The organism is Clostridium sp. CMCC3677 (assembly GCF_023845585.1).
Classification (GTDB): Bacteria; Bacillota; Clostridia; order Clostridiales; family Clostridiaceae; genus Clostridium; species Clostridium aquiflavi.
On record NZ_JAMQHS010000005.1, the window covers coordinates 118,788 to 131,421 of the forward strand.

The window sequence follows — 12,634 nt, forward strand, 5'->3', positions numbered from 1 at the left end:
AACACATATTTAAAATATGAATAGATAAAAAAGAGGAGATTTTTAAAATCTCCTCTTTTTTGAATTTAAATATCCAAAAAATTATTTAGTTATACCTATAACATCATCCATAGTGTATAAACCTGGAATTGATATATTACCCATGTATTCACAAGATTTTAAAGCTCCGATAGCAAATACTTCTCTAGAAATCGCTTTATGAGATAATTCTATTACCTCTCCAACTCCAGCAAAGATTACATCATGATCTCCAACTATAGAGCCACCTCTAATAGCATGAATTCCTATTTCATTCTCTTCTCTTTTAGATGCTCCTGAACGTCCATAAACGAATTTTGTTTCATCATTTATAGATTCCTTTATTGTATCTGCAAGTAAAACTGCAGTACCACTAGGAGAATCTACCTTTTGATTATGATGTTTTTCTATGATTTCAATATCATAATTACCATAAAGAAGAGGTGTTACTTTTCTTAATAGAGAATTTATTAAATTTATTCCAAGAGACATATTAGCAGAACGGAATAATGGAAGAGTTTTACTCTTTTCCTCTATTAAAGTTAAATCTTCATTAGAAAATCCAGTTGAACAGATTACTAAAGGTTTCTTAGTTTTTTCAGTTAGATTTAATAATCCTTTTAAAGCACCAGCTCTTGAGAAATCTAATAGTACATCATAATCTAGATCTAAGTCTTCAGGCGTTTCAAATATAGGATAAGATGTTTCATGAGGGAACTTATCTATACCAGCAATAATTTTTAAATTATTAAATTTGCTAGCACATTCAGTTATGACTTTACCCATTTTGCCACAGCAACCGTTTAATACTATTTTTATCATTTAATCACCTTATATTAATTTATTTTCCTTTAAAATAGTCTTTAATGTTTCTAAATTACTATCTTCCATTTCGCATAGTGGAAGTCTTAAAGAGCCAACTTCAAATCCCATAAGATTCATAGCTGTTTTTACAGGAATAGGATTTGTTTCTATAAATAAAGCATTTGTTAATTTCAATCTGTTTAATTGAATGTCTAAAGCTTCATTAAATTTTCCTTCTAAACACTTTTTGGTAAGTGTGTGAACTTCATTTGGTATAACATTAGCTGAAACTGATATAACGCCTTTGCCTCCAAGAGACATTATTGGAACTATTTGATCATCATTACCAGAATAAATATCTATTTTATCTTTACATAATGATTTCATTTCCATAATTTGGCTTATATTACCACTTGCTTCTTTTATAGCAACTACATTATTTAACTCTGCTATTTGTACTAAAGATTTAGGTGTTATATTTACACCAGTTCTACTTGGTACATTATAAAGAATTATAGGAATATTTACAGAATCATTTACTGCCTTAAAATGCTTAAATAATCCTTTTTGTGAAGTTTTATTATAATAAGGAGTAATTACAAGTATAGCATCAACTCCAACACTTTCAGCGTATTTACTCATTTCAATAGCAGAAACAGTGTTGTTTGAGCCAGTACCAGCAATTACTGGTATCCTTTTATTTATTGTATCAACTGCAAATTTGATTACAGCTTTTTTTTCGCTTTCTGTCATAGTAGTTGCTTCACCAGTAGTTCCACAAATAATTATAGAATCTGTTCCTTCTTTAACGTGCCATTCTAATAAATCCTGTAATTTATCATAATCTATTCCGTTATCATTAAAAGGAGTAACAAGTGCTACACCAGAACCTTCAAATACTGACATTAAAATTCCTCCATTTTTAATTGTTAGATTGGATCATTATTTCAGCAATTTGAATAGCATTAAGAGCTGCTCCTTTTCTTATATTGTCTCCAACAACCCATAGGTTTAAGCCATTATCAATACTAAAGTCCCTTCTGATTCTACCAACATAAACATCATCTTTTCCTGATACCATAAGAGGGGTAGGATATTTTAATTCTCTTACATCATCATATACAGTTACACCATTAGTGTTTCTAAATAATTCAAAAATATCTTCCACTTCAAATGGAGAATTTAATTCTACATTTATACTTTCACTATGCCCATTTAATACAGGAACTCTAGCTGTAGTAGCTGTTATTCTTAAATCAGGACAATTAAGTATTTTTCTTGTTTCATTAATCATTTTTTCTTCTTCTTTAGTGTATCCATTATCTAAAAAGACATCTATATGAGGTAGAACATTACCTGCTATAGGATAAGGAAATTTTTTTGGTGCAATTCCTTTAACGCCATCTTCTAAATCTTTTATGGCTTGAATTCCGGCACCTGATACGGCTTGATAAGTTGAATATACTATTCTTTTGATTCCATATTTATCATTTAATGCTTTCACTATAGGCATAGCCTGTATAGTAGAGCAGTTTGGATTAGCAATTATTCCTTTATGAAGTTTTATATCTTCAGGATTTACCTCTGGTACTATTAAAGGTACCTCAGGGTCCATTCTCCAAGCACTACTATTATCAATCACTACAGCTCCATATGAAGCAAATATAGGTGCAAATTCTTTACTAGCATCTCCACCTGCTGAAAAAAGTGCATAGTCTATTTTTTTACTTTTTATATTCTTTTCACATGTTTCTTCAACAATAAAATCCTTTCCTTTAAACTTTAAAGTTTTTCCTTCGGATCTTTTAGATGCAAAAAGATATAAATTTTTTACTGGAAAATCTCTTTCTTCTAGAATTTCTAAAAATTTTCTTCCTACATTTCCAGTAGCCCCAACTATTGCGACATTATACACATTAATCCCTCCTAATTATTTTTATAAGTATAATTTATTTTAAAAAATTATCTAATATACAAATACTATAGTTAAATATAATGAAAATATCAAGTGCATGTATAAAATAAGTGAAAATTTTTCATATAATAGCTATGTTTTATACATACTAATAGTATATTCAGAACATATTATTAGTGAATAATGATATAAAACAAATTAAGAAAATAATATACACTTTATTAGATATTATATAGTCTTAATAATTTGTTTTTTGAAAGGAGTGCGTAACTGTGAGTGGTACACCATTAAAAAAAATAATAAAATCCAAAATAAAATCTAATAAAGAACTTACTGAAGCAGAAAAAATGAGGGAAAAATTAAAATATGAAATTGCAGAAGAACTTGGCTTAAGTGATAAAGTTGATAAAGAAGGTTGGGGTGGACTTTCTGCAGAAGAGACAGGTCGTATAGGAGGTCTTATGACAAAAAGAAAGAAAATACTTAATATGCCAACTAATAATCAAATATTACAAAATTTAAATTATAATAAGAAAATATAATTTAAAGTATAAAATCTATATGGCTATAGTCTAATATTTATATGTAGTAAAGGAAATATATATGATAATGTGATTATATTCTATTAAAGTTGACGAATTACTTATTAAGATATAATATAATTGTTGGAAATATATATGATATTTTAAGGATGGGTAATATTTATGGCTTATGGCGAATTTGCAAATATTTATGATAAGTTAATATATGAAGATATAAATTACGACTTAGTAGGCAATAGAATTATAGAACTATGTAAAGAAAATAATATAAAATATGAAGACTACTTAGATTTAGCATGTGGGACAGGTAATGTATCAATAAATGTAGCTACATATTTTAAAAATACATATGCTGTTGATTTGTCAGATGATATGTTAAATATAGCATTTGATAAATTCAAAAAAAATAAAATTAAAGCAAAAATAATATGTCAAGATATGTGTGAGCTATCATTAAATCATAAATTTGATTTAATAACATCTGTTCTTGACTCTACAAATTATTTAACAGAATATGATGAGTTAATAAGTTATTTTAATAGAGTACATGAACATTTAAAAGATGACGGAATATTTATATTCGATATAAATTCTTATTACAAATTATCAACTATATTAGGTAATAATATTTATACATATAATTCAGATGATGTATTTTATACATGGGAAAACGTATTTGAAGAAGAAGTACTTAATATGTTTTTAACTTTTTTTGTTAAAAGTAAAGAAGAATTATACGAGAAATTTGAAGAGCAACACATAGAAAGAGCTTATAAAGAGGTTGAATTAGAAAAAGCTTTAAAAGACTGTGGTTTTAAATTAGTAGGTAAGTTCGATAGTTACAGTAATAAATCTGTATTTAAAGAAAGTGAAAGAATAGTTTATGTTGTAAGTAAATAATGGAGGGCGATATTTATATGAAAGATAAAATAGTTAGAGCAACGGCTAAAAATGGGATGGTTAGAATAATAGGAGGAATCACTACAAACTTAGTTGATGAGGGTAGTAAGATTCACGAATGTACTCCAGTTGCAGCAGCAGCGTTAGGAAGAATGCTTACTGCAGGAACTTTAATGGGAACTACATTAAAAAGTGAAAAAGAGTCTTTAACTTTAAAGATAAATGGTGGAGGAGAAGCAAAAGGAATAACAGTTACTGCACACAATGATGCAAGTGTGAAGGGTTTTATAGGGAATCCATATGTTACTAGGGAATTAAACGCTAAAGGAAAGTTAGATGTTGGTGGTGCTATAGGTAAGGATGGACTTTTATATGTAATTAAAGACTTAGGTTTAAAAGAACCATATGTAGGTCAAGTTCCAATATATAGTGGGGAAATAGCAGAAGACTTTGCTTATTATTTTACAGTATCTGAACAAACACCATCAGCAGTATCTTTAGGAGTGCTAGTGGATAAAGATATATCTATAAAAGCAGCAGGAGGATTTATAGTTCAAATGATGCCTGATGCAGATGAACTTTTAGCTGATTTAGTAACATATAGATTAGAAGAGATACCACCTATAACTACACTTATATCAGAAGGAAAAAGTATAGAAGAAATATTAGAATTTATATTTGAGGGCATGGATTTAAATATACTAGATTCTATTGAACCTAAATATAGATGTGATTGTTCAAGAGATAAAGTAGAGAAAGCATTAGCATCTATAGGTAAGAAAGAGTTGCAAGAAATATATGATGATGGTAAAAATGAAGAAATAGTATGTAATTTTTGTAACACTAAATATGCATTTACAACTAAAGATATTGGTGAGTTATTAAATTCTACAAAAAAATAATAGTAAAATTTACAACTAAATTATAATCTTAAGCAGTAAGTAATAAAAATGTACTTTGACTTTTAAGTTAAAGTACATTTTTTATATTAGAAAAATATTAATATAGGAACAGAAAAAAAATAAAATCATATTATTAATAGTGGATGTGATAAATTTACAAATTAGGTTTAAAGCACAAGTAAGCTACCTCTATCTATTAATTTACCTTTTCTTAAATAAATAGGAGAAACATCATATTTATATAAAAACTTATTCACTTCATTTCCCCACGTATAATGACTTAATTCACCAAAGAAAGCTATCTTATTATCAGAAATTAGCCCTCCAGTACCTCCAATAAATCCATAATTTAAATTTGGAAGAAGTATATCACCCGGAGGAAGCAAAAGGACATCAAAATCATAATTTATTAGTGTGGAATAAATTCCTACATCACTTGTTATAAGTGCTTTGTTTCTAACAGGTAGTACAGAGCATTTTGTATATCCTTGAGATACATTGATATTTAACTTAGATGATTGAGAATTTAAGAGAGTATTGTCACTATATTTTAAGTTGTGAATAAAATAATCATCTAAAATTAAAGAATTTAAAATAATATCTTTAGGGTATGTATTAGACAAGTTAGAATTTGAAAGAATATATTTTATATTCTTACTATCCAATAGTTTTATAAATTCTAAAGGGATATCTTTATGAATAATAATTTGATTTTCAGATGAATTGTTTAATATATTCATTTGAATATCAGGATGACCATTTATTGAGTCATATACATTATTAGATTTAGGAACTAAAATGGGTTCAATATTAAGTTTGTGTAAATTATTAATTTCTTCTTTTGTTGCTCTATAGTCAATAAAACAATACATAGTAATACTCCTTTAATATAGTAATTTATAATAAGAAATTACTACAAGATTAAAAAAAAAACAATAGGATATGAAAATCTAAAATTTAGTATTTTTATAAGTATAAGAGTTTTAAGTTTATTACATACTAATGTAAGAAGGGAGTGAAATCCATGCTTGTTTTGAAATTAGCTTATAATGATGAATTAGATTTTGTTGGTGAATTACAAGATTTAAGAGAATTGCTAAAGAAAAAAAATATAATAATAGGATTAGTAGAAAGCATAGAAGATAAGACTCATATTATAAAAATTATTTGTGAAGAAGAACATTATAATGAAAAGGTAAAAGATATTATTAATTTATATGTAAGTAATATTTTATATAAAGTTGTTATTGAAAATTATAGACAAAAAGAAATGTTTGAATTTTTAACAGAAAATTATTTTTTCTTAAAACAAGATGAAATATTAGAAATAGAAGATGATATTGTTAAAGTATTAGAATGTGAAAGTGGATTAAAAGATGGTAACTCTATTTATTATTTAAATAAGATGAACGGAATTATTGAAGAGATAAAAGATTGCATAAAAGAAAAGCAAGAAATTAATATAAATGGATTTATAACATTTAGAATGAAGAAACTTAGAGGCGATATAGAGAAAATAATACAAAAAGTAGTTGAAAATTATATTGTTGAAAAGGAGTATAAGGAATTTGTTAAGTTATTAAAGTATTTTGTTGATATACAAGATTGCAAGATAGAACTGATAGATATATCTATAGAAGAAAATGGTAACTATATAGTAACTGATAATTATGGAACAGATTTATTAAAAACATTTAAGGAAGAATTTTCGGATTGTAAGAAAATGAGCGATGTTAGTACAGAAGATATATTAATAAGTGGATTAATTACAAACACTCCTAAAAAAATAATAATTCATAATAAAGAGAATTCTATTAATAGAGAATTTTTAGATACTATTAATAATGTGTTTGAAGAGAGGGTCGAATATTGCACAGGATGCATGAAATGTGAAAATAAAAAAATAATAATAAAAAGTATTGACACATTATGAAATGCTTGATATAATTTAGTTCGTAAAGAAGAAACATAGCCGTTTCTCACCATACAGTTGTGAAGTACTAGTGTGGTTATATCTCTAGATTTTATCAATAGTGATAGTGTAAGACGGCTTATGGCCGTCTTTTATTATGTATAAAATTCCTCGGAGGTGAAAAGTATTAGTAAAGATTATTTTATTAATGAAGAGATAAGACAAAAAGAATTAAGAGTAGTTGCAAATGATGGAGAACAATTAGGTGTAATTTCTTCAAGAGAAGCTATGAGAATAGCAGAAGAACAAGAGTTAGATTTAGTTATGATTTCACCAAATGCAAACCCTCCAGTGTGTAAAATAATGGACTTTGGTAAGTTCATATATGAACAATCTAAAAAAGAAAAAGAAGCTAAGAAGAAACAAAAGGTTGTAAGTGTTAAAGAAGTAAGAGTAAGTCTTACAATAGAAGAACATGACATTGCTATAAAAGCAAAGAATGCCAGAAAATTCTTATTAGACGGAGATAAAGTTAAAATCACTGTTAGATTTAGAGGTAGAGAGATGGAATTGACTCATATTGGAGCAAGAATTCTTGATAACTTCGCAAAGAAATTGGAAGATGTCTGCCAAATAGAAAAGCATCCAAAAAAAGAAGGCAGAAACATGACAATGGTTTTAGGCCCTAAAAAGGGATAACTTGAGAGGAGGATTTTATTTATGCCAAAAATGAAAAGCCACAGAGGTGCAGCAAAGAGATTTAAGAAAACAGGTACAGGAAAGCTTAAGAGAGCGAAAGCATTCAAAAGCCATATATTAACAAAGAAGAGTCCTAAAACTAAGAGAAATCTTAGAAAAGGTGGATACGTATCAAAATCAGAAGAAAAAGTAATGAAAAAATTATTACCATATCTATAATTTGAAGAGGTTACAGGAGGTTTAAAGCATGGCAAGAGTAAAGAGAGCAAAAAACGCTCGTAAGAATCATAAAAAGGTTTTAAAACTTGCAAAAGGATACTACGGTGGAAAGAGTAAGTTATTTAAAACAGCTAACGAATCAGTAATTAGAGCATTAAGAAATTCTTATGTTGGAAGAAAGAATAAAAAGAGAGATTACAGAAGATTATGGATTGCTAGAATAAATGCAGCAACAAGAATCAATGGTCTTTCATATTCAAAATTCATGAACGGAATTAAATTAGCTGGTATCGATATAAACAGAAAAATGTTATCAGAAATCGCTATAAATGATGCAAAAGCATTTGCTGATTTAGTAGAAGTAGCTAAAAAACAATTAAACGCTTAATAAAATGCGACCTAGGTCGCATTTTTATTATATATTGAAAAATATTATAATATAAAAATTATTTATATATCTTTAGTTTACATAAAATTTATATTAAATAGGTAAAATAAAATGAAGTAATTTTAAATTAACCTTTTGAGGTGAGTATATGGGAAAAGTTCTGACAAAAAAATCAAGACTTAATGCAGTTCAAGTGCTATCTATAGGTTTTGCTATAGTTGTTTTAATAGGAGCACTTATATTAACTTTACCTATTTCTTCTGTCAGCGGTGAAAGTACAAATTTTATAGATGCCATTTTTACATCTACATCAGCAGTATGTGTTACTGGGTTAGTTACATTAGACACAGGAACTCACTGGAGTACTTTTGGTCAAGTTATAATTATAATGTTAATAGAAATTGGTGGCATGGGCTTCATGTCTTTTACTACATTTATTGCAATATTATTAGGAAAAAAGATAACTTTAAGGGATAGATTATTAATGCAGGAAGCTATGAACACTTTCAATATTGAAGGTTTAGTAAGAATGGTTCAATATGTTTTTGCATTAACATTTTCAGTTCAGTTTTTTGGCGCCTTATTATTATCAACTCAGTTCATACCGCAGCTTGGATTTTCAAAGGGATTATTTTATAGTATATTTCATTCTATTTCAGCATTTTGTAATGCAGGGTTTGATTTATTTGGAAATTTTAATAGTTTAACTGGTTATTCTAGTAATATAGTAGTAATATTAAGCATAAGTGCTTTAATAATAATTGGTGGTTTAGGTTTTACAGTATGGCTTGAAATATATAATTATAATAAAAGTTCTAAAAGATTATCTCTTAATTCTAAGGTGGTATTATTAGTTACTATATTTTTAATTATTTTTGGATTTATATGTATATTTTTATTTGAATATAAGAATATGCAAACTATAGGTGGGATGTCTTTTAAAGACAAAATATTAAATTCATTTTTTGCATCTGTATCTCCAAGAACAGCAGGATTTAATAGTATTTCTACTGATGATATGACGATGTCTGGTAAATTAATTACTATAATATTAATGTTTATAGGAGGATCATCGGGTTCAACAGCAGGTGGTTTAAAAACTGCTACATTTGGTGTTCTGATTTTAACAGTAATTTCTGTTTTAAAAGGAAGAGAAGATACTGAAGCATTTGAAAAAAGATTTTCAAAAGATTTAGTATATAAAGCATTTACTTTATTTTTTATTGCAATGATGCTTGTGATGATAGTGACAATGATTCTTACCATAGTGGAACCAAATCAATCTTTTATAAATTTACTTTATGAAGCAACTTCAGCTTTTGGTACAGTAGGATTAACTACTGGAGTAACGCAACAATTATCATTTACAGGAAAGATTGTAATAATGCTTACTATGTATTGTGGTAGAGTTGGTCCATTAACTGTAATTTTAGCATTGTTAAATAGAAAGAAAAAAAAGGGATATAGATATCCAGAAGGTAAGATATTGATAGGATAGGAGTGACTTAGTTTTGGTAAACAAACAATTTGTGGTGATTGGGTTAGGTCGATTTGGTGCTTCTGTTGCTAAGACTTTATATGACTTAGGAAATGATGTTTTAGTAATAGATAAAGACGAAGATATAATTCAAGATATTTCTGATAATGTAACTCATGCAGTTCAAATGGATTCTACTGATGAGAATGCATTAAGAACATTAGGACTTAGAAATTTTGATGTTGCAATTGTAACTATAGGATCTAATATACAAGCAAGCATTATGGCAACATTACTTGTTAAAGAATTAGGTGTTAAATATATAATTGCAAAAGCTAATAATAAGATACATTCTAAAGTTTTGTATAAAATTGGTGCTGATAGGGTAATATTACCAGAACAAGATATGGGGGTTAGAGTTGCTCATAATTTAGTTTCTTCTAGTATATTAGATTATATTGAATTATCTTCAGACTACAGTATAATGGAAATTGAAGCTTTAGATGAATGGGATGGAAAAAGTCTAAGGGAAATAAAATTAAGAAGTCAGTATGGAATAAATGTTATGGCAATTAAAGAAGGCGAAGATATAAATATATCACCTTCAGCTGATCACATTGTAAAAGCTAAAGATATAATAGTAGCTATTGGTTCAGCAGAAGATTTAAGTAAACTTGAGGGTATGATAGTAAGATTAAAATAATTGAGGTGTAGACTTTGATTTTTATTGAAAGTAAAGAAAATACTATATATAAAGAAGCTAAAAAACTCAAAGAGAGAAAAAATAGAAATAAAATTAATAAATATGTAATTGAAGGATTTAGACTTGTTAATGAAGCAATAAAAGCAAATTTAGATATAGATTATTTAATATTAACTGAAGTAGGGTATGAAAAATTAGATAATTATATAGATAAAAACAATATAGAAAATAAAAAGGTTTATTGTATTGCTGATAATTTATTTAAAGATTTAACATCAACAGAAAATCCTCAAGGAATAATTGCTATAGTTAAAATGGAGAATAAAAATCTAGATTTTCAAGGGGATTTTTATTTGTTTTGCGATAAAGTACAAGATCCAGGAAATCTAGGAACTATAATAAGAACTGCTCATGCAGCAGGTGTAAATGGAATAATATTATCTAAAGGAACTGTAGACATATATAATGAAAAAACAATAAGATCAACAATGGGATCATTGTTTTATATGCCTATATATTATGATGATGATTTTTCATTAATAAAATCATTGAAAAAAGATGGATTTAAATTAATAGTTACGTCATTAGAAAGTAGTAAAGATTTTTTTAAAGAAGATTTAAAAGGAAAGACTATACTTACAGTTGGCAATGAAGGAAATGGTGTATCTGATGAAGTGTTAGACTTAGCCGATAGAAGAGTTAAAATACCCATGCCAGGTGGAGCAGAATCTTTAAATGTAGCTATAGCGACATCCATTATAATTTATGAAAAAGTAAGACAAAATTTTAATTGAATTTTTAGTATTGAATTTTAATTAGTTTATTTGTATAATTATAGGGAATTAAATAATTATAAACTGTGAATGAGAGAGTAGATATTAGAAAGTTTTTAGGGAGAATAAGTCATAGACTGGAAGCTTATTTAAATGAAATAATGTTGAAGTTCACTCAGGAGTTCTAGCTGTGAAATTAAGTAGTAGCTAGCGGTCAATGCCGTTAAATTTTAAGTTGGATTCTTATAATATATTTTTATAAGTTTCAATTAGGGTGGTAACGCGGATAATTCGTCCCTTTTATAGGGGGACGATTTTTTATTGTACATAAAAATGTTTGAAAGGAGAAAAAACATGAAAGAAAAACTTAAAGAATTGCAAGAACTTGCATTAAAGCAAATTGAAAATTCAATGAAAAGTAATGAATTAGAAGAAATTAGAGTTAAGTTCTTAGGAAAAAAAGGGGAACTTACTACAATATTAAGAGGTATGGGGGCATTATCTGCAGAAGAAAGACCTTTAGTAGGAAAGCTAGTTAATGAAGCTAAAGCTAAAGTAGAAGAAAAATTAGAGACAGCAATAAAGAAAATAAAAGATAAAGAGAAAACAGAAAAACTTGCTAGTGAAACTATAGATATTTCACTTCCAGGTAAAAAGAAGGTTATAGGAAAGAGACATCCATTAGAATTAACACTTCAAAATATGGAAGATATATTTGTATCAATGGGATTTACAATTGAAGAAGGTCCAGAAGTTGAATATGATCACTATAATTTTGAAGCATTAAATATACCTAAAAATCATCCGGCTAGAAGTGAACAAGATACATTATATATAAATGATAATATAGTTCTTAGAACTCAAACTTCACCAGTTCAAGTTAGAACTATGGAAAATCAAAAGCCACCAATTAAGATGATTTCACCAGGTAAAGTTTATAGATCAGATTCAGTGGATGCAACACATTCACCTATATTCTATCAAATGGAGGGTTTGGTTATAGATAAAGGAGTTACTTTTGCAGATTTAAAAGGAACTTTAGAATTATTTGCTAAGAAGATGTTTGGCGATAAAGTTCAAACTAAGTTTAGACCACATCACTTCCCATTTACAGAACCATCAGCTGAAATGGATGCAACTTGTTTTGTATGTGGAGGAGAAGGCTGTAGAGTATGTAAAAATAGTGGATGGATAGAACTTTTAGGTTGTGGTATGGTTCATCCAAATGTACTTAGAAATTGTGGAATAGATCCACAAGTATATAGTGGATTCGCTTTCGGATTTGGTGTTGATAGAATGGTAATGCTTAAGTATGGTATAGATGATATAAGATTACTATACGAAAGTGACATGAGATTCTTAAATCAATTTTAATAAAGAAT

15 protein-coding genes and 1 other annotated feature are annotated in these 12,634 nt (G+C 27.6%); of the genes, 11 read left to right on the top strand and 4 right to left on the bottom strand.

What is annotated here, in order from left to right:
• Positions 1-81: 81 nt before the first annotated feature.
• Genes dapB through NG901_RS07465 form a run of 3 tightly spaced genes read right to left on the bottom strand, consistent with a single transcriptional unit; the run spans position 82 to position 2,737 of the window.
• Positions 82-840, bottom strand: a complete 759-nt coding sequence (gene dapB / locus NG901_RS07455; RefSeq protein WP_252213190.1) for a 4-hydroxy-tetrahydrodipicolinate reductase — start codon at positions 838-840, stop codon at positions 82-84.
• A gap of 9 nt (positions 841-849) precedes the next feature.
• Positions 850-1,728: a 4-hydroxy-tetrahydrodipicolinate synthase gene (dapA, locus tag NG901_RS07460; RefSeq protein ID WP_252213191.1), complete on the bottom strand. Its 879-nt coding sequence runs from the start codon at positions 1,726-1,728 to the stop codon at positions 850-852.
• 16 nt (positions 1,729-1,744) lie between these two features.
• Positions 1,745-2,737, bottom strand: a complete 993-nt coding sequence (locus NG901_RS07465; RefSeq protein WP_252213192.1) for an aspartate-semialdehyde dehydrogenase — start codon at positions 2,735-2,737, stop codon at positions 1,745-1,747.
• 272 nt (positions 2,738-3,009) lie between these two features.
• Between NG901_RS07465 and NG901_RS07470 the strand changes: the two genes are divergently transcribed.
• The 3 genes from NG901_RS07470 to hslO all read left to right on the top strand — a co-directional run bounded on the left by NG901_RS07470 (position 3,010) and on the right by hslO (position 5,081).
• Positions 3,010-3,279 (top strand): alpha/beta-type small acid-soluble spore protein, encoded by a 270-nt coding sequence (locus NG901_RS07470; RefSeq protein WP_252213194.1) that lies wholly within the window; start codon positions 3,010-3,012, stop codon positions 3,277-3,279.
• A gap of 162 nt (positions 3,280-3,441) precedes the next feature.
• Complete coding sequence (locus tag NG901_RS07475) at positions 3,442-4,179, top strand: class I SAM-dependent DNA methyltransferase (RefSeq protein ID WP_252213196.1); 738 nt, start codon at positions 3,442-3,444, stop codon at positions 4,177-4,179.
• A 17-nt stretch (positions 4,180-4,196) separates the two neighbouring features.
• Positions 4,197-5,081, top strand: coding sequence for an Hsp33 family molecular chaperone HslO (hslO, locus tag NG901_RS07480; protein ID WP_252213198.1), 885 nt, complete (start codon positions 4,197-4,199; stop codon positions 5,079-5,081).
• A 167-nt stretch (positions 5,082-5,248) separates the two neighbouring features.
• Here the strand turns inward: hslO and NG901_RS07485 are convergent, their stop codons facing one another.
• Complete coding sequence (locus NG901_RS07485; RefSeq protein WP_252213200.1) at positions 5,249-5,953, bottom strand: DUF6873 family GME fold protein; 705 nt, start codon at positions 5,951-5,953, stop codon at positions 5,249-5,251.
• A 152-nt stretch (positions 5,954-6,105) separates the two neighbouring features.
• Between NG901_RS07485 and ytxC the strand changes: the two genes are divergently transcribed.
• From ytxC to pheS, 8 genes are all read left to right on the top strand, one after another.
• The gene (gene ytxC, locus NG901_RS07490) at positions 6,106-7,014 is read left to right on the top strand and encodes a putative sporulation protein YtxC (RefSeq protein ID WP_252213201.1); all 909 of its coding nucleotides are present in this window, start codon (positions 6,106-6,108) and stop codon (positions 7,012-7,014) included.
• Positions 7,015-7,170: 156 nt separating this feature from the next.
• Positions 7,171-7,692 carry a translation initiation factor IF-3 gene (gene infC, locus NG901_RS07495; protein ID WP_252213202.1) on the top strand — a complete coding sequence of 174 codons (522 nt, stop codon included), beginning with the start codon at positions 7,171-7,173 and terminating at the stop codon, positions 7,690-7,692.
• 21 nt (positions 7,693-7,713) lie between these two features.
• Positions 7,714-7,911 carry a 50S ribosomal protein L35 gene (gene rpmI / locus NG901_RS07500; protein WP_003373773.1) on the top strand — a complete coding sequence of 66 codons (198 nt, stop codon included), beginning with the start codon at positions 7,714-7,716 and terminating at the stop codon, positions 7,909-7,911.
• A 28-nt stretch (positions 7,912-7,939) separates the two neighbouring features.
• On the top strand, positions 7,940-8,299 hold the full coding sequence (gene rplT / locus NG901_RS07505; RefSeq protein ID WP_003369926.1) for a 50S ribosomal protein L20: 360 nt from the start codon (positions 7,940-7,942) through the stop codon (positions 8,297-8,299).
• A 148-nt stretch (positions 8,300-8,447) separates the two neighbouring features.
• Positions 8,448-9,797: a TrkH family potassium uptake protein gene (locus tag NG901_RS07510; protein WP_252213203.1), complete on the top strand. Its 1,350-nt coding sequence runs from the start codon at positions 8,448-8,450 to the stop codon at positions 9,795-9,797.
• Positions 9,798-9,810: 13 nt separating this feature from the next.
• Positions 9,811-10,479 (top strand): potassium channel family protein, encoded by a 669-nt coding sequence (locus NG901_RS07515; protein ID WP_252213204.1) that lies wholly within the window; start codon positions 9,811-9,813, stop codon positions 10,477-10,479.
• 14 nt (positions 10,480-10,493) lie between these two features.
• The gene (locus tag NG901_RS07520; RefSeq protein ID WP_252213205.1) at positions 10,494-11,273 is read left to right on the top strand and encodes a TrmH family RNA methyltransferase; all 780 of its coding nucleotides are present in this window, start codon (positions 10,494-10,496) and stop codon (positions 11,271-11,273) included.
• Between the two features lie 56 nt (positions 11,274-11,329).
• Positions 11,330-11,554, top strand: a binding site (T-box leader).
• A 52-nt stretch (positions 11,555-11,606) separates the two neighbouring features.
• Positions 11,607-12,626: a phenylalanine--tRNA ligase subunit alpha gene (gene pheS / locus NG901_RS07525; RefSeq protein ID WP_252213206.1), complete on the top strand. Its 1,020-nt coding sequence runs from the start codon at positions 11,607-11,609 to the stop codon at positions 12,624-12,626.
• Positions 12,627-12,634: the final 8 nt, after the last annotated feature.